This window comes from Nonomuraea sp. NPDC050451 (assembly GCF_044458585.1).
In genome coordinates this window covers 554198-571207 of the sequence record NZ_JBITHZ010000004.1, presented here as the reverse complement: position 1 = coordinate 571207, position 17010 = coordinate 554198, and the positions used below count along the sequence as shown (strand labels likewise).

Sequence of the window (17010 nt, the reverse complement as noted above, 5' to 3'; positions counted from 1 at the left end):
GGAGCTGTCAATCGGCCACTGCAACTGTGTGCAGGGCCTTTAAGCTGGGCCTATCTGGCCGAACGGTCGCTGATCAGCTAGCGAGCTGTCTGGTTACAGTTTCATATCACCGAAAACGGTTTCGACTTGATTGTCGCGGACCGCAGGCCGCGCCTCCGCGGAAAGGCCGCCCTCCCATGAGAGGTTCGTCTGGGTGAAGGAACGCAAGAAGGAACTCCAGTGGGACACGATCACGAAGGTCAGCGGGTCAGCCGGCGGCGGCTGATCGCCGGCATCAGCTCACTCGGGCTCGGCGCCGTACTGTCGGCGCCCGGCGCCCGGGCCGGGGCGGCGTCGAGTCCGGCGGCCGCGGATCTCGCCTCGATGCTCGCCCGCTCGCGGGTGTGCAGGCTGACTCCGAGCGCGACGCAGGGCCCCTACTACTTCGACGCCGACAAGATCCGCAGCGACATCCGGGAGAACAAGCCGGGCGTGCGGCTGCGGGTGGGCATCAGGGTGCAGGACAGCGAGACGTGCTCGCCCATGGGCAACGCCGTCGTGGAGATCTGGCACTGCGACGCCGCGGGCGTCTACTCGGGGGCGGAGAAGGAGTCGAAGGACGACGCCGCCAGCGGCCCTCCCCCGGGCGGCTTCACCGACACGGCCTTCATGAGCGACATGAAGCCTTCGGACGACTACCGTTACCTGCGGGGTGCGCAGGTCACCAACGGCGACGGCATCGTGGAGTTCACGACCATCTGGCCGGGCTGGTACCCGGGCCGCACGGTCCACATCCACACCATGGTCCACTTCAGCGACCGGCGCGTGTTGAACACGCAGATCATGTTCGACGACGCGCTCAACGCCAAGGTGCTGGCGAAGCCGCCCTACGCGGCGCACACCGGGCGCGACACCTTCAACAGCGCCGACAACATCTTCCGCGACGGCATGACGCTGCAGGTCGTCGAGGACGGCGACGGCTACCTGGGCACGATCATCCTGTCCGCCGACTCCGATCGGGACGGCGGCTGACCCCGTCCCCAACTCATGAGAACTTCATCCACGGTAAAGGAGGTCCCAAGGGGTCCCGTCCTACGGTGAGGTCCGGAACATCCCAGCATCCCGGACAAGGACACCATAGTGGGACACGATCACGAAGGTCAGCGCGTCAGCCGCAGACGGCTGTTCGCCGGCATCAGCTCGCTCGGGCTCGGCAGCCTGCTGGCGGCCTGTTCCGGCGCCGAGGGCACGGCGACGACCGTCACGACGTCCACGGGCGCGAGCGTGACGCCGACCGCGACCGCGACCACGGCCAAGGACCTCACCTCGCTGTTCGACGGGGCCGGCACGTGCAAGCTGACCAGCACCACGACGCAGGGCCCCTACTACTTCGACGCCGACAAGGTCCGCAGCGACATCCGCGAGGACAAGCAGGGCGTGCGGCTGCGGGTGGCCATCAAGGTGCAGGACAGCGAGACGTGCAAGCCGCTCGGCAACGCGGTCGTGGAGATCTGGCACTGCGACGCGGCCGGGCTCTACTCGGGGGCCGAGGCGGCCTCGACCGGCGGGGGCGGCGGCAACCCGCCCGGCGGAGGCAATCCCCCGAGCGGCGCGCCCACCGGCACCCCGCCGAGCGGCGGCCCCGGCGGCCAGTCCAACAGCGGTGGGGGCGACATGGCGGATCTGACCCCCACCGACGACAAGCGCTACCTCCGCGGCGCGCAGGTCACCAACGGCGACGGCATCGTGGAGTTCACCACGATCTGGCCGGGCTGGTACCGGGGGCGCACGATCCACATCCACGCCATGGTCCACTTCAGCAACCAGCGCGTGCTGACCACGCAGATGATGTTCGACGAGAAGCTCAACAGCGCGGTCATGGCGAAGTCGCCGTACTCCGAGCACACCGGACGCGACACCTTCAACGACAACGACAACATCTACGACGACAGCATGCTCATGAAGATCACCCAGGAGGACGACGGCTACCTCGGGGCCATCGTCTTCTCCGCCGACTCCGACAAGGACGGCGCCTAGACCCTGCGCACCACGTGCAGCAGGTACTCCTTCCGGTTGAGCGGGTTGTGGTCGGTGCGCGGGCGTTCCGGGATCGGTCCGCGTACGGGCTGATACCGGTCGAACGCGCACTCCAGCACGCCCTCACCACGGGTCAACCCGGGCAGCCGCTGCTCCAGCTCGTGCACGCTCGCCGCCGGGATCTCGCCCTCCACCCCGACCTCGCCCGCCGGGCCGACCGTCCGGGTGCGGGGGACGGCGCCCAGGCGGGCCAGCGCGGGCAGCACCGAGCCGAGCGTGTCGGCGGGCAGCTCCAGCCGGAAGCGGTGCGCCGGCTCGAACACCCTGGTCCCGGCCCGCCTCAGCGCGGCCATCAGGACCAGCGGGGTGAGGTTGCGGAAGTCGCCGGCCGTGCTGGACATGCTCTTGTCGAACACGCCGCCCATGTGGCTCTGCCTGGCCCAGTAACCGGAGTGGGTCAGGGTGACCACGCAGTCCTCGACCTGCCAGCCGTGCAGGCCCTGCCGGAGCGTCTCGCGTACCGTCTCCTCGATCGTCCTCATGAACGAGTACGGCAGCGAGCCCAGCTCCACCTCCAGCCGGAACTCTGTGCTCATGGTCGCGCGCCGCTCCACCCCTTGGGCCGGCTCGACGCGGAGCCCGACGGTCGCGAGGAACGGGTTGGAGTCCGTGCCGATCAGCTCGAACGCCTCGCCGGTGCCGATCGGGCGTTCGACGCAGATCGTGGTCGTCTCGCGGAAGGCGACGTCGAGGCCGAAGTCGTCGAGGAGCGTGGCCTGGATGACCTCCTTCTGCACCTCGCCGTAGAGGGAGACGGACACCTCCTGCCGCAGGTCGTCCTGGCGCAGGCCGATCAGCGGGTCCTGCTCGGCGAGCTGGGCGAGCGCGAGGTGGAGCGCGCCCCGGTCGGCGGGGCGGCGCGGGACCACGACCGTCTCCAGGCTCGGCGGCGCGAAGTGCTCCTGCGGCCCGGCCTTGCCCGGCAGGCCGATCGCGTCGCCGATCCGGACGTCGGCCAGGCCCCAGAGGCGGGCAATCCGGCCGGCGCCCACCGACGGGCAGCGTGCCGCCGCGCCCCCGTCGAACACGCTGATCCCCGTGACCTTCCCCTCCCGGTCGCCGCCGAAGGTCAGGCGGTCGCGGGTGCTCACCGTGCCCGAGAACAGCCGCGCGTACGCGATCTTCTCGCCCGCCTGGCCGCGCTCGACCTTGAAGACCGTGCCCGAAACGGGCCCGGCGGGGTCGCCCTGGGCGGCGGGGAGCAGCTCCTCGATCCCGGCCATCAGCGCGTCCACACCCGCGCCGGTGATCGCCGAGCCGAAGAACACCGGGTGCGCCAGCGCCTGCCCCGTCTGCGCCGCCAGCTCGGCGCGGAGCCTGGCGTACGGGATCTCCTCGCCGGCCACGTAAGCGGCCAGCAGCCCGTCGTCCTGCTCGGCCAGCACGTCCACCAGCCGCGACGCGAAGGCCGGCGCGCCGTCGAACGGCGTGAAGGAGGCGGCGCCCGTACCCAGGCCGGCCGTGGCGCCCATGGCCACCACCGACGGGGTGAGCTTGTCCGCGAGCTCCCGAACGATCCCGTCCTGACGGGCGCCGCGGCGGTCGATCTTGTTCACGAAGACGAGCGTGGGGATGCCCAGGCGCCGCAGCGTGCGCATGAGCACGCGCGTCTGCGCCTGCACGCCCTCGACGGCCGAGACGACCAGCACGGCGCCGTCGAGCACGTTGAGCACCCGCTCCACCTCGGCGATGAAGTCGGGGTGGCCGGGCGTGTCGATCAGGTTGACCGTGGTGCCGCCGACGGCGAACGAGACGACCGCGGACTTGATCGTGATGCCGCGGCGGCGTTCGAGGGCGAGTGAGTCGGTCTGGGTGTTGCCGTCATCGACGCTGCCGACCTCGTCGATGGCACCGGCGGCGTAGAGGAGCCGCTCGGTCAGGCTGGTCTTACCGGCGTCTACATGCGCCAAGATCCCCAAGTTGAGCATACGCAACGAACGTCATGTCCTTTGAATAGACGGCTCTTTCGATCCGGGGGGACATGAACGTTGCCCGCATCTGCTGCTCCCTTGGTCGTCCTGGCTTCGGGGTCAGCACATCAGAGGGCTTCGGCGGGAGCAACCCAATTACCGCCGTACTCCGGCTGAGGTCCTTCGGGAAGGGGGTGCGAGGGCTGGAGGTATGTGGTGTTCGGGTGGGTGCGGGGGGATTCGCCGGACCAGCCGCGTGGTAGCGTGCCGGACCCCCTAGGGTGGGGTGCGTTCTCGATGAGAGAGGAAGATCCGGTGAGCGGTACCGGTGGGCGTACGATCCCCGCGGTCGTCGAAAGCCCGACCCCTCCAGCGCCCCCGTCCAACGGCCTGGCGCGCTGGTTGCTCCAGCTTCGCGTGCAGCCGACGGGCCCGGAGGCGGCCGAGGGGCACGCCGAGCCGCAGGCCTGGTGGAAGGTCATGTGCCTGACCGGCGTCGACTACTTCTCCACGCTGGCCTACCTGCCCGCCATCGCCGCGCTGGCGGCCGGCGCGTTGTCGCCGCTGGCCACGCTGCTCATCGTGGCGCTGACGCTGCTGGGCATGCTGCCGATGTACCGACGGGTGGCCCGGGAGAGCCCGCACGGGCAGGGCTCCGTGGCGATGCTGGAGCGGCTGCTGCCGTTCTGGCGGGGCAAGCTGTTCGTGCTGGTGCTGCTGGGGTTCGTGGCCACGTCGTGGATCATCACGATCACGCTGTCGGCGGCCGACGCGTCCGTGCACGTCGTGGAGAACCCGTTCTTCCCGAGTTTCCTGCACGGCCACGAGGTCCTGCTGACCGTGGTGCTGCTGCTGGTGCTGGGCGGGGTGTTCCTGCTCGGGTTCAGCGAGGCGGTCGGCGTGGCCATCCCGCTGGTCGCGGTCTTCCTGCTGCTGAACTCGGTCGTCGTCGCCGTCGGCCTGGGCGACGTCTTCTCCTCGCCGGACGCGCTCTCCCGCTGGACCGACGCGCTGACCAGCGGCGGGGGCGGCTTCGGCGGCCTCATCGGACCGGCCGTCCTCGCCTTCCCGCTGCTGGTGCTGGGACTGTCGGGGTTCGAGACGGGCGTCAGCATGATGCCGCTGGTGGCCGCCTCCGGCAAGACCGCCGAGGAGCAGCTGGAGTCCCGCGTCGCCAACACGCGCAAGCTGCTCACCTGCGCCGCGCTCATCATGAGCGTCTACCTGATCGCGACCAGCTTCGTGACCACGGTGCTCATCCCGGCCGAGAAGTTCCGGCCCGGCGGCGAGGCCAACGGCAGGGCGCTGGCCTATCTGGCGCACGAGCGGCTCGGCGAGATGTTCGGCACGGTCTACGACATCAGCACGATCCTTATCCTGTGGTTCGCCGGGGCCTCCGCGATGGCCGGCCTGATCAACATCGTGCCGCGCTACCTGCCCTCCTACGGCATGGCGCCCGACTGGGGCCGCGCCGTGCGTCCCGTGGTGCTGGTCTACACGGGCATCTGCGTGGTGCTCACCATCGCGTTCGACGCCGACGTGGACGCCCAGGCCGGCGCGTACGCCACGGGCATCCTGGCCATGATGGTCTCCGGCGCGGTCGCGGTGACGATCTCGGCCGTCCGCCGCCGCCAGCGGGCCGCCTCGGCCGGGTTCACGGTGCTCACCCTGGTGCTGGTGTACGCGCTGGTGGAGAACATCCGGGAGAAGCCCGACGGCATCGCCATCTCCGCGCTGTTCATCCTGGGCATCATCGCCATCTCGCTGATCTCGCGGGTCTCAAGGACCACCGAGCTGCGGGCCGACCGGATCGAGTTCGACGAGGCGGCGCGGCGGTTCGTCGCCGACTCGCTCGACTACGACGGCGCGCTCAACATCATCGCCAACCGCCGTCAGGCGGGTGACGCGGCCGAGTACGCCGACAAGGAGGTCGAGCAGCGCGGGGTCAACCCGGTCCCGGGCCGGGCGGACATCCTGTTCCTGGAGATCGACGTCATCGACCCGTCCGACTTCAGTGACGTGCTCCAGGTGCGCGGGGTGGAGGTGGACAAGTACCGCATCCTGCGCGCCGAGAGCCCGGCCGCGCCCAACGCCATCGCCGCCGTCCTGCTCGCGCTCCGCGACGCCGGGGGCGTGCGGCCGCACTGCTACTTCGCGTGGGCAGAGGGCTCGCCGCTGGTGCACCTGTTCCGCTATCTCATCCTCGGCCGCGGCGACACGGCGCCGGTCGTACGCGAGATCCTGCGCAAGAGCGAGCCCGACCCCGCCGAGCGGCCCGGCATCCACGTCGGCGGCTAGCGCGCTCCTGACGCCCAGCGGCCCCTTCACGCCCAGCGGCCGCTGAGCCAGGCGAGGGTGGCGCGGCGTGAGCGCTCGCGCCGCTCCCGCAGGTGCGGCGCGTGCGCAGCAGGCAGACGAGGTCCACCCAGTCCGGGCCCACGCACGCCCGCCCCCAGTCCACGAGCCGGGCCGGGCCGCGCTCGTCGATGAGGATGTTGTCGAACCGCGGGTCGAAGTGGAGCATCGTGTCGCCGGTGACCAGCGACTCCCATTCCCGCTCGACCTCCGCCAGCCTGGCCAGGTGGTCGCGTTCCCACGCGCCGAGGCGGGCGGCGCCCGGGCCCTGCCACAGCTCGCAGCGGCCCTTCATGCGCGCGGCGACGGTCGGGAGGCCGTCGACCGGCGCCGGGGTCAGCGGGCGCGGCGCGGGCACCCCGGGAGGCAGCGCCGCGCTGACGGCCGCCTCCTCCCGGTAGGCGTCCGCGTCCCCGCCGTCCGCCGGGACGGCCTTGACGAACACGCGCTTTCCGCCGGCGAGCGCGGCCACGCCGAGCACGCCGTCCGAGAAGCCCCCCCCGCCGCTCCTCGAACCCGCGCACGGCGCCCAGCCTGCGCTCCACCTCGGCCACGAGCGACGGGGGCAGCTCGGCGAAGTCACGCCGCCGGATCGGCCTCATCCTCCCCGTCCCACTCGCGCCTGTCCATTTCCGCGGCGCCGCGATCGAGCGCCAGCTTGGCGATGCGGAATCGGGCGCAGCGCGCCTCGAGCTCGTGTACGTCCTCTGGAGTCCACCATTCGATCATGGGCACCAAGGTCATCCCATGCCACCCGTTGAAGCGATCGACTTGGCGGAGACTTTTCACGCCAGCAACTCGACCGTGCCCCGCTCGCCGTCCACCCTGATCCGGTCGCCGTCGTGCACGCGCATGGTGGCGTTGCCGGTGCCGACCACGGCGGGGATGCCCAGCTCGCGCGCCACGATGGAGGCGTGCGACAGCGGCGCGCCCATGTCGGTCACCACGGCCGCCGCGCGGGGGAACATCGGGGTCCAGCCCACGTTCGTGAGCGTCGTGACGAGGATCTCGCCCGGCTTGAGCCGGTCGCCCTCCTCGGGACCCGAGATCACGCGGGCGATGCCCTCGACGATGCCGGGGGCGCCGGGGAAGCCCTTCACGGTGTCGCTCACCGGCACGACCGTGCCGCGCGCGTCGTAGATGTCGGTCCGCCGGGCGGGGTCGGCGGCCCAGCGCACGGGGTCGAAGTGGCCGACGATCAGCGCGGGGTAGAGCGGCAGGGCGGCGTACTGCTCATAGGTGGCCCGCCGCACCGGGACCCGCTCCAGCGCGGACGGGTCGCCCCGCAGCAAGGCGAGCAGCTCATCCAGGTAGAGGAAGAACACGTCGTCGCCCTGCCCCGACAGCTCCCCCGCCCGTACGGCGAAGGCCCGCAGCACCCAGAACGCCCGCATGTTCTCCGAGCGCGTGGACTCGCGGTCCCGCACGACGGCGTTCCAACGCTGGACCCTGGCGCGCATCTTGGCCTCCTGGCGCGGGTGACGCCCGGCGAAGCGCGCCCACGCCTCCTCCCTGGCCTTCCGCTGCCGCGCGAGCAGCGCCTCGGTGTCGGCCCGCAGGTCGCGCAGGCCCGCGAGCTGGGCGTCGATCCAGCCGTCGTCCTCGCCGGGCCGCGGGATCGACACCTCGAACTCGTGGGGGCCGCGATGCCCGTACGTGCGGGCGAACTCGTCCCTGGTGATCTCCCCGCGCGCCAGCCTGGACAGGCCCATGACCGGGCCCAGGCTGGCCAGCTCGCCGCCGGTGTTGACGCCGGTCAGCATGGCCTCGGCGTCGACCTCGCCCATCATCTTGTGCAGCCGGTCGCGGGTCCAGACCAGGGTGGCGCCGCCCTGGCGGCCGGCGGCCTCCAGCATGCGGCAGGAGGTCACCATGTGGGGCCTGATCTCGCGTTCCCACAGCTCGGCCAGCTCGGGGCCGGACCCGGTGGCGGCGATCGTGGCGCGCAGTTCCTCGCAGCGCCGCTGCGAGGTGGCCAGGAACGCGCGCATGCCCTTGAGGTTGGTACGCACGCGGCGCTGGATGCCGATCGCCATGGGCAGGACGCGCTTGATGATCTCCCAGCGCGACACCGGCACCATCGGCACGACGAGCCCCTGCGGCAGCTTGCCGAAGACCTGCTCGACCGCGCTCAGCCTGCCGCGCATGCCCAGGGCCCCGGCGATGGAGTGGACGACGCTCAGGTTCATGTAGAAGCGGCCGCCGATGTTGCCGACCAGGTCGAAGCCGGGCAGGGCCGAGGCGGACATGGCCTCGTGGATGAACAGCCGCACGAACGACCACGTCATGGGCGTCATCACGTCGGGGATGGCCTCACCCAGGTTGCCGCCGGTCCACAGGTATTCGCCCTTGAGGCTGTCGTTCCACTCCTCGACCTGCGGCTTGATGCCGGTGATCGGGCGGGCCTGGACGATGGCGAACTTCCCGTCGCGCCTGGCCCACTCGACGTCCATCGGCGTGCCGTACAGGCTCTGGATGCGCGCGCCGATCGCGGCCAGCTCCACGGCCTGCGCGGCGTCGAGCACGGCCGCGCGCCGCAGCTCCTCCGGGACGGGCTGCTCGCGGGTGCCGTCGGAGGTGCGGACGGTCATGACCGTCTTGTCGCTCACCTGCTCCCGCGTCACGGCGCCGCCGGACACGACGATCGTGTCGGGGGTGACCTGGCCGCCGACGACCGCCTCGCCGAGCCCCCAGGAGGCGTTGACGACGGTCTCGTCGCGGGCGCCGCTGATCGGGTCGGCGGTGAACATGATGCCGGCCGCGTCCGCGTCCACCAGCTCCTGGACCACCACGGCCAGCGCCACGTCGTCGTGGGGGACGCCGTTCTGGTCGCGGTAGGCGATGGCGCGCGGGTTCCACAGCGAGGCCCAGCAGCGTCTGACCGCGTCGAGCAGGGCGTCGCCCCTGATGTTGAGATAGGTGTCCTGCTGGCCGGCGAACGACATGTCCGGCAGGTCCTCGGCGGTGGCGGACGAGCGCACGGCCACCGGCACGTCGTCGCCGAGCGCCTCGTACGCCCTGCGGATCTCCGCGGCGAGCTCGGCGGGCATGTCGTGGGCGGCGAACAGCGCCCGCGGGTCCTCCGCGTGCCGGAGCTCGTCGCCGAAAGCCGACACGAACGCCCGGTAGGCCTCGGTCGTGATGTGGAACCCGGCGGGGACGGGCAGCCCGGCCCTGGTCAGCCTGGCCAGCGACGCGCCCTTGCCGCCGACGGTCGCGAGGTCGGCCGCCGCGTCGTCGAGAGGGAGTACGGCCTTCACGTCACACGCTCCTTTGAGCCTTTTGCGTCCCGCCCATGGAGGCCGCCAGCCGCTGCTCGGCGATCTCCTGCGCGGCGGCGAGGAAGTCGATGGTGGCCCGCGCGACGGCGTCCGCGTCGTCGCCGGACAGGGGGCGGCCCGTGCTCATGGTCCGGTCGATGGTGTCGGCCACCAGGAACGCGATCCGGTCGTCCTCCTTGGGCAGGCTGTCCGGCACGAACAGGAAGCCGTACAGGACGGCGTTGGCCATCATGGCGTGGTCGCCCGGCTCCGCGCGCACCGCGCCCAGCTTGACCAGCTCCGCCACGTACGCCTCCAGGGGCGCGCCCATCGTCGGCGACTGGCCCGCCTGCTGCTTCTGCCGGGTGAACTTGCCCAGCAGCTCCGAATCGCCCCGCATGAGCGCCTGGAGCAGCGGCCTGCGCAGCAGCACGCGGGCGTAACCGCCGTACAGCTCGCCCAGCGTGGCCGGCGCGCCCTGGCGGACCTCGGCCAGCATGAGCACCCGCTCGCGGCGCAGCAACGCGGCGAAGAGCTCGTCGCGCGTCTTCCAGTGCAGGTAAATGGTGCCCTTGGCGACGCCTGCCGCCTTGGCCACGTCGTCGATCGTGGTCTTGCCGTAGCCCCAGCGCAGGATCAGATCGGCGGCGGCGTCGAGGATCCGGTGGGCCCGCTCCAGTTGCCGGGCCGGGTCCTGCGGCGGCCGTCCTACCTTGACCATCCGTCTCACCCCATTTGTTTGACCAGATGAGACTAATCGGTCATTTAATTAATGACAAGTTCACTCAGTGATGGTTGAGAGCCGCGGCGATCCACTCATAGGGCACGGAAGCCTCGTCCTCGCGCGTCGTCCCGTTGACGGCGGCCACCAGTGACAGGTACCTGCCGAAGCGGGACGATTCGTGCGCGGCGCGCCGGAGTTCGGCGTTGTGGAGGTCCTTGGCGACCAGGAGGTTGGCGGCCAGCCGGCGCCTGAACTCGACGGTGTCGCGCTGCCCGGCGGCCTCGGCGATCGCGGCCAGGAAGCGGCCGGCGATGTCCCGGGCCTGCGGGGAGTCCGCGGGCAGCCCGGCCCGGTGCGCCGCCTGGGCCTCCCGGATGACCGCCGCCCCCTGCTCGATCCAGCCCAGCGTCGCCGGTGCGGTCATGATGCGGCCCTGGGCGGTGGAGTAGGTCTCGTGGAGGTGTTCGCGGACCGAGCGGCGGAAGCCGTCGTCCCGCACCAGGTCGGCCAGCTCGATCCAGGCTTCGAGCTGCTCGGTGGTGGGCTCCTCCGGCAGGTTCGGCCGCAGCTCGCGCAGCCGCTCGACGAAGGCGGGGTCGACGTCGAGGCCGTTGCTGACCTCGTTCCAGAACTGGTCGATGAGCCGGTCGCGGTCGTCGTCGGACATGGACACCAGCTTGTGCATGAGGCTCACCTGCTCGGCGGGGCTGTGCTGTCTCACGATGGTGCGCAGGACGGCCCGCCTGGCCCGCAGGCGACGTGCCTGGCGCTCGACGAGCGAGAGATGTGCCGTGGCGAGATCGTGCAGCGTCAGCTCGCCGGCCAGCACCTGGCGGATGTCGTCCAGGCCGGCGTCCAGCTCGCGCAGGGTGCGGACGAGCTCCAGCCTGGCGACGGCCTCGATGTCGTAGAGCCGGTACCCGGCGTCCGTGTGGCCGGTGGGCGCGATGATCCCGGCGTCGGAGTAGAACCTGATGGCACTGACGCTCAGGCCGGTGCGGCGCGCCACGTCCCCGATGGAGTAGAGCTCGTCGTCGTCGTCCACGGCGTCCACTATGGGGTCTCAAGCAGGTTGAGACTCAAGCCGTCGCCGTGAAGCGCCCGTGCGCGCCGAGGTCGCCCAGCCGGTCGAGCGCGGCCAGCCAGCTCGCCCCGGCCGCGCCGTCCCGCGCGGTGACCACCTCCCGCCCGGTCAGCAGCGCCATGACCGCCGTGCGTACCGGGCCGTCGGCGGCCAGCACGCCGCCCGCCAGCACGATCGGACCCTCGCTGTGCACGCGACCCGCCGTCGCCGCCAGCCGCCGCGCGGCCTCGCCGACGATCCCCGCCGCGCGCTCGTCCCCGGCCGCCGCCTCCGCCACGAGCGGCGACGCGGCCGCCACCAGCATCCGGTCGGCCTGCGCCAGCCGCACGATGCGGTCGGCGCGTCGCCGCGGCTCCCCCGCCACGCCGAAGTGCGCGCTGACCAGCTCCACCAGCAGCCCGTACGGCAGGCCGCGATCGAGCGCGCGGACGGCCGCGCGCACCCCGGCCCGGCCGATCCAGAACCCTCCGCCCTCGTCGCCGAGCAGCCAGCCGAGCCCGTCGGCGACGGCCGCCACCGCGCGACCGGAGAAGCGGGCGGCCGCCGCCCCCGTCCCGGCGAGCAGCAGCGTGCCGGAGGGCGCCGGGGTGCCGGCCGCGTAGGCGACGTCCACGTCACCCACCAGCCTGGGCGGGGCGGCGATGCCGCACGCGGTCCAGACGCGCCGCAGCACCTCGGCGAAACCGTCGTCCGCGCCCGCCACCCCGGCCACCGAGGCGGCCACCAGCGATGGATCCAGGCCGTCGAGCGCGCGGCGCAGGGCCTGCTCGATCGCCGCCCCGGCCACCGAGTCGCCGTGTGCGGCCGGGTTGCCCGGTCCGGCGGTGCCGTATCCGAGTCTGGTCCCGTCCGCCGCGTGGAGGGCGGCCCTGGTGGTGGTGCCGCCGGCGTCGACGCCGGCGAAGAGGATCATCGGACCAGCCTGGCCGCACCCGGCGCGAGGGTGAAGGCCGGGCCGCACGCCTCGTAGGAGCCGGTCGCCGGGTCGAAGGCCTCGGTGATCCCGTCGAGCGTGACCTCGACCGGCTCGTCGTAGCGGGCGTTGCAGACGAACCGCAGGCCCTCGCCATAGTGGCCCACCAGGACGTCGCCGTCGTGGTCGGCCGACGTCCAGCCGGACAGCTCCGCCGCCACCGGGCGCAGCCAGCGGGTGTTGAGGTCGCGCACCATGCCGTAGCGCTCGGTCGGCACGCCGTCGCCGTCGACGAGCGCCGGCTGGAAGCCCTCGCCGCGCGCCGGGTCGGGCGTCCAGTAGGTGAAGTACTGGATGCCGGTGTAGCCGTAGGCGAGCGCGGTGTTGACCTGCCAGGCCAGCTCGGCGGCCGTCGGCTCGCGGTGCCCGTCGTAGGCCAGCGTCTGCACGTACATCCAGGCGGGCAGGCCGGCCCGGCGCGCGTGCTCGCGCACGGTCGCCAGGTCGGCGAGGTAGCCCTCGTCGAAGCCGTCGGCCAGGAACGGGTAGCGGTCGAAGGAGAGCACGTCGGGGCGCACGATCCTGGCGAACTCCCCCACGTACGCGTCGTACGGGCCGGTGGCGTGGCTCGGGAAGAGGTTGGCGTAGGCGAAGGCGCTTGCCGCGCGCGCGGCGGCGACCCCGGCCGCCACCCTCGGGAACTGCTCGGCGTGCGGCTCGTCCATGAGGCTGACGCCGCGGAAGGAGCGGAACGGGCGGTAGTCGTCGACCACCCGGCCGATCAGCGGCGCGGGGTCCACGTCCAGGTCACGCATGAGCACGTCCACGCGCGGGTCGGAGGCGACCAGCACGCCGAGCCCCGCCTCCTCGGCGCAGGCCAGCGCGTGCCGCAGGATGACGCGGTCGTTGAGGTAGTTGCCGGTGATGATCAGGTCGATGCCGGCATCTGCGATCTCCCGGTAGCGGGCGGCCGTCGTCTCGTGAGGAGGCGGCGGCCAGAAGGCGGCGATCGTCAGGTTCACAGCGCTCCTGTCCTGATCCGCCCGGCGTAGCGGGCCACGAGGGCGTCGTTGTGCGCGTCGGCGCCGGGGATGTTGGCCGACAGGTAGACCGGCGGGACCGTTCCATCCGCCTGGAGCAGGCCGATCGCCTCGGCGACCATCAGCTGTACGGCCAGCGCCGAGGTGATCGAGGAGATGCCGCAGACCGGGCCGTGCTCGGTCGGCAGGACGGCGTCGCCGTACGGGGCGAGGTTGTCGATCACGATGTCCGCCAGCTCGAACAGCCGCTCCCCCGACGGATGGCGCGAGGTGATGGCGCCGGAGTGGGCCAAAGAGGTGATCGCGATCAGCGGCAGGCCGCGCTCCTTGACCAGCCGGGCCATCTCCACGGTCGACCCGTTGCCGCCGGAGTTGGAGGCGATGACGAAGACGTCGGACTTCTCGATCGTGTGCAGGGCCAGCACCTGGTGCGCGGTGCGCGGGTCGCGCTCGGCCAGCGGGTCGAACTCGCCGGGGTCGGCCGAGCCCAGCACCACCGGGTCGCGCAGGGTGAGCCGGTTGGTCGGGATGAGACCGCCCGCCCGGCCCGCCACCTCCAGTGCCACCGCCTCCGAGTGCCCCGTCCCGTACGCGTGCACGACGCCGCCGGCGCGCACGGTCGCGGCGACCAGCGCCCCCGCCTGCCTGATGGCGGGCAGCTGGCCGGTCACCAGCCGGTCCAGGCGGGAGCGCGCCTCGTCGGCGAAGGCCATCACAAGATCCATGGATTGTTTCCTCAACGGTTCATGCCGGCGGTCAGCCCGGCGACGATCTGGCGCGTGGCCAGGACGAAGAGCACGACCAGGGGGATCGTCGTCATCACCAGGCCGGCGAAGAGCGTCCCCCAGTCGTTCTGGAACTGGCCGAAGAAGTGGGTGAGGCCGACCGGCAGGGTCAGCTTGCTCTCGTCCCGCATCAGGACCAGGGGGTAGAAGAAGTCATTCCAGATCGGCACGAACTGGAAGACCACCACCGTCGCGAGCGCGGGCCGGACCAGCGGCAGCATCACGTGCCAGAAGGTCGCGAACGGCCCGGCTCCGTCCAGGGCCGCGGCCTCGTCCAGCTCGTGCGGCAGCTGGCGGAAGAAGGCGGTCAGCACGAAGACGTTGAACGGGACCGACCCGGCCGCGTAGACCAGCACCAGCCCGGTCAGCGAGTCCACCAGCCCCATGCTCTCCAGCAGGTAGAACAGCGGCAGCACGCCCAGGTGGGCGGGCAGCGTCATGCCGGAGATGAAGTAGGCGGCGAACATGCCGCGGCCTCGGAACTCCCTGCGGCCCAGCGGGTACGCGGCCAGCAGCGAGACCGCGGCGCCCAGCAGCACCGCGCCGACCACCACGACCGCCGAGTTGACCACGTAGGTGGAGAAGGACGCCTCCGTCCACGCCTTGACGTAGTTGCCGAACCCGGTGGGCCGGCCGAGCGGCTGGTCGAAGATCTCGCTGGTGGGCCGGAACGAGCTGAGCACCATGACGAGCAGGGGCGCCATGGAGAAGGCGGCGTAGCCCCAGAGCAGGACCTTGATCGCCAGCGCCTTCACGCCTTCCTCCTCAGGACCCGCTCGAGCAGCAGCGTCGAGCCGAAGATGAAGGTGAACATGAAGACCGCCAGCGCCGAGGAGGTGCCCAGCGCGTTGACGTCGCCCGAGGCGAAGGCGGTCCGGTAGAACAGCAGGCCGAGCACGTCGGTCGCGCCCGCCGGGGCGCCGTTGGAGCCGCCGAGCGCGTAGACCAGGGCGAAGGTGCCCATGCTGCCGATGAAGCTGAGGATCGTGACGGTGGCCATGGCCGGCTTGAGCAGCGGCAGCGTGATGCGCCGGAAGACCTGCCAGGAGCCGGCGCCGTCGGTCCTGGCGGCCTCGCCGTACTCCTGGGGGATGCCGCCGAGGGCGGCGCTGAACAGCAGCATCGGAAAGCCCACCCACTGCCACGTGGTGATCACGATGACGGTCGGCAGCGCGGTGTCCGGGTCGCCCAGCCACGGCATCGCCAGGCCGAGCGGCTTGAGGAACGCGTTGACCGGGCCGAAGGCGGGGCTGAGCAGCAGCGTCCACAGGTAGCCGATGACCAGGGGGTTGACCAGGTACGGCAGGGCGAACATCGTCTGCAGCGCCCGCTTGCCGCGCCGTACGCGGGACAGCGCGAGCGCGAAGGCCAGGCCCAGCGTGTTCTGCACCAGCATGGTGCCCCCGAAGAGCAGGAAGTTGTGCCCCAGCGCCGGCAGCAGCTGGTCGAGGAAGGCGCCCGACAGCAGGCCGGCGTAGTTGTCCAGCCCGGCGAAGTCGTCGCGCAGCGTGCCCTTCCAGGAGAAGAAGCTGTAGGTCAGGCCGGTGAACAGCGGGTAGACCACGAAGGCCGAGTAGAGGAGGAAGGCGGGGATCAGGAACAGGTACGAGGATCCCCGCCGCGTGCCTAGAGCCATGTGGACACGCTCTTGTCGAGCCGCTCGGCCGCTTCCTTGGCGGTGATCCGGCCCAGCAGCATCTCCTGCAGCGCCTTGGAGAACACGGCGGCCGAGGAGGGGTTGCCGTAGGCGAACTCGTTCATGAAGTAGGTCGCGCCGTGCTGGCCGAAGGTGGCAGCCACCTCGCCGAGCAGGGGGTCCTTGGGCGTGACGCCGGGCACGGCGGAGAAGGTGCGCACGGTGTCGGTGTAGAGCTGGCCGTAGTCCTTGGAGGCCAGCCAGGCGGCGAACTTCAGCGCCTCGGCCTTGTGCCTGGTCTTGACGTTGATGCCGTAGGAGCCGTCGGTGAAGCCGGGCATGAGGCCCTGGCCTTCCTGCGCGGGCGGCGTGAAGACGCCCAGCTCGACGCCCTTGGCGTTCTCGCTGAAGAAGTTCAGCTCCCACAGGCCGCCGGGGAACATGGCCGCCTTGCCGGAGGAGAACAGGATCTGCGCGTCGGTGTAGGAGACGCCGGCGGCGTTCTCGGGGAAGTACGGCTTGAGCTTGTTGAGCTGGTCGATGCCCTCGACGAAGCGCGGGTCGGCGAACTTCTTCCGCTTGGCCTTGACGGCGTCGAGGAACTCGTCGCCACCCCAGTGGGCGGTGCCGAAGATGCTCGCCACGATCGGCAGCATCCAGTCGTCCTTGCCGCCGAAGGCGAACGGGATGACGCCCTTGGCCTTGAGCTTCTCGGCGGAGGAGATCATCTCGTCGTAGGTCTTGGGCGGGGTGACGCCGTTGTCGGCGAAGATCTTCTTGTTGTAGATCACCTGCAGGGTCTGCACGGCGAACGGCACGCCGTACACCTTGCCGTCCTTGTCGCCCTTGGCGGCACGCAGGACGCCCTCGTCGAAGCTCGCCAGGCCGGGCACGTCCTTGGTGTCGAGCGGGAGCAGCCGGCCCGCCTCGACGAGCGGCTGCAGCTGGGCTCCGGCGCGCAGCCAGGCCAGGTCGGGGCCGCTGTCGCCGGCCAGGCCGGTGGACAGGATCGTGTCGTACTCGGTGGCGGTGGTGAAGGAGCGGGCGTCGACGTCGACGCCGGGGTTGAGCTTCTCGTACTCGGCGAACATCTTGTCGTAGTTGGCCTCGGGACCCCACCCCCAGACCGAGAGGGTGACCTTGCCCTCGGCGGCACGGGTGGTGGTCGAAGGGGCACAGGCGGTGACGGCTATCGCCAGCGCGACAGCGGCGGCGAGGCGCATGGGG

Annotated in this window: 15 protein-coding genes; 3 read left to right on the top strand and 12 right to left on the bottom strand. The window is 71.4% G+C overall.

Going from position 1 to position 17010, the window contains the following annotated elements:
* The first annotated feature begins 219 nt into the window (after positions 1 to 219).
* Positions 220 to 1011 (top strand): intradiol ring-cleavage dioxygenase, encoded by a 792-nt coding sequence (locus ACIBI9_RS17655; protein ID WP_397223146.1) that lies wholly within the window; start codon positions 220 to 222, stop codon positions 1009 to 1011.
* A 108-nt stretch (positions 1012 to 1119) separates the two neighbouring features.
* Complete coding sequence (locus tag ACIBI9_RS17650) at positions 1120 to 2016, top strand: intradiol ring-cleavage dioxygenase (RefSeq protein WP_397223145.1); 897 nt, start codon at positions 1120 to 1122, stop codon at positions 2014 to 2016.
* Here ACIBI9_RS17650 and ACIBI9_RS17645 read toward each other — a convergent pair.
* Positions 2013 to 4004 (bottom strand): GTP-binding protein, encoded by a 1992-nt coding sequence (locus ACIBI9_RS17645; RefSeq protein ID WP_397223144.1) that lies wholly within the window; start codon positions 4002 to 4004, stop codon positions 2013 to 2015. The two genes, ACIBI9_RS17650 and ACIBI9_RS17645, sit on opposite strands and share 4 nt — an antisense overlap.
* 297 nt (positions 4005 to 4301) lie before the next feature.
* On the opposite strand from ACIBI9_RS17645, the gene ACIBI9_RS17640 reads away from it, so the two are divergent.
* Positions 4302 to 6284 carry an amino acid transporter gene (locus tag ACIBI9_RS17640; RefSeq protein ID WP_397223143.1) on the top strand — a complete coding sequence of 661 codons (1983 nt, stop codon included), beginning with the start codon at positions 4302 to 4304 and terminating at the stop codon, positions 6282 to 6284.
* Here the strand turns inward: ACIBI9_RS17640 and ACIBI9_RS17635 are convergent.
* The 11 genes from ACIBI9_RS17635 to ACIBI9_RS17585 form a co-directional block, all read right to left on the bottom strand.
* Entirely contained in the window at positions 6184 to 6813 is a 630-nt protein-coding gene (locus ACIBI9_RS17635; RefSeq protein WP_397223142.1) for a phosphotransferase family protein, read from the bottom strand. The two genes, ACIBI9_RS17640 and ACIBI9_RS17635, sit on opposite strands and share 101 nt — an antisense overlap.
* A 107-nt stretch (positions 6814 to 6920) precedes the next feature.
* Positions 6921 to 7070, bottom strand: a complete 150-nt coding sequence (locus tag ACIBI9_RS17630) for a hypothetical protein (protein ID WP_397223141.1) — start codon at positions 7068 to 7070, stop codon at positions 6921 to 6923.
* A gap of 56 nt (positions 7071 to 7126) precedes the next feature.
* Complete coding sequence (locus ACIBI9_RS17625) at positions 7127 to 9601, bottom strand: PEP/pyruvate-binding domain-containing protein (RefSeq protein WP_397223140.1); 2475 nt, start codon at positions 9599 to 9601, stop codon at positions 7127 to 7129.
* A 1-nt stretch (position 9602) separates the two neighbouring features.
* Positions 9603 to 10322, bottom strand: a complete 720-nt coding sequence (locus tag ACIBI9_RS17620; RefSeq protein ID WP_397223139.1) for a TetR/AcrR family transcriptional regulator — start codon at positions 10320 to 10322, stop codon at positions 9603 to 9605.
* A gap of 64 nt (positions 10323 to 10386) precedes the next feature.
* Positions 10387 to 11370: a MerR family transcriptional regulator gene (locus tag ACIBI9_RS17615; protein ID WP_397223138.1), complete on the bottom strand. Its 984-nt coding sequence runs from the start codon at positions 11368 to 11370 to the stop codon at positions 10387 to 10389.
* Between the two features lie 34 nt (positions 11371 to 11404).
* Entirely contained in the window at positions 11405 to 12322 is a 918-nt protein-coding gene (locus ACIBI9_RS17610; protein ID WP_397223137.1) for an N-acetylglucosamine kinase, read from the bottom strand.
* Positions 12319 to 13344 (bottom strand): hypothetical protein, encoded by a 1026-nt coding sequence (locus tag ACIBI9_RS17605; RefSeq protein WP_397223136.1) that lies wholly within the window; start codon positions 13342 to 13344, stop codon positions 12319 to 12321. Before ACIBI9_RS17605 ends, ACIBI9_RS17610 begins: the two co-directional genes overlap by 4 nt.
* A complete protein-coding gene (locus ACIBI9_RS17600; RefSeq protein ID WP_397223135.1) occupies positions 13341 to 14087 on the bottom strand; it encodes a sugar isomerase domain-containing protein in 747 nt (248 codons plus the stop codon). The genes ACIBI9_RS17605 and ACIBI9_RS17600 overlap by 4 nt, the downstream gene beginning before the upstream one ends.
* 11 nt (positions 14088 to 14098) lie before the next feature.
* Positions 14099 to 14902 (bottom strand): carbohydrate ABC transporter permease, encoded by an 804-nt coding sequence (locus ACIBI9_RS17595; protein WP_397223134.1) that lies wholly within the window; start codon positions 14900 to 14902, stop codon positions 14099 to 14101.
* Complete coding sequence (locus ACIBI9_RS17590; protein ID WP_397223133.1) at positions 14899 to 15783, bottom strand: carbohydrate ABC transporter permease; 885 nt, start codon at positions 15781 to 15783, stop codon at positions 14899 to 14901. The genes ACIBI9_RS17595 and ACIBI9_RS17590 overlap by 4 nt, the downstream gene beginning before the upstream one ends.
* On the bottom strand, positions 15774 to 17006 hold the full coding sequence (locus ACIBI9_RS17585; RefSeq protein ID WP_397223132.1) for an extracellular solute-binding protein: 1233 nt from the start codon (positions 17004 to 17006) through the stop codon (positions 15774 to 15776). The genes ACIBI9_RS17590 and ACIBI9_RS17585 overlap by 10 nt, the downstream gene beginning before the upstream one ends.
* Between the last annotated feature and the right edge of the window lie 4 nt (positions 17007 to 17010).

What these genes read in the sequence shown, in the direction of transcription:
- ACIBI9_RS17620 (WP_397223139.1), bottom strand. Translation starts at nt 10,322, where the DNA reads ATGGTCAAGGTAGGACGGCCGCCGCAGGACCCGGCCCGGCAACTGGAG.
- ACIBI9_RS17610 (WP_397223137.1), bottom strand. Translation starts at nt 12,322, where the DNA reads ATGATCCTCTTCGCCGGCGTCGACGCCGGCGGCACCACCACCAGGGCC.
- ACIBI9_RS17585 (WP_397223132.1), bottom strand. Translation starts at nt 17,006, where the DNA reads ATGCGCCTCGCCGCCGCTGTCGCGCTGGCGATAGCCGTCACCGCCTGT.
- ACIBI9_RS17590 (WP_397223133.1), bottom strand. Translation starts at nt 15,783, where the DNA reads ATGGCTCTAGGCACGCGGCGGGGATCCTCGTACCTGTTCCTGATCCCC.
- ACIBI9_RS17600 (WP_397223135.1), bottom strand. Translation starts at nt 14,087, where the DNA reads ATGGATCTTGTGATGGCCTTCGCCGACGAGGCGCGCTCCCGCCTGGAC.
- ACIBI9_RS17645 (WP_397223144.1), bottom strand. Translation starts at nt 4,004, where the DNA reads ATGCTCAACTTGGGGATCTTGGCGCATGTAGACGCCGGTAAGACCAGC.
- ACIBI9_RS17630 (WP_397223141.1), bottom strand. Translation starts at nt 7,070, where the DNA reads ATGATCGAATGGTGGACTCCAGAGGACGTACACGAGCTCGAGGCGCGC.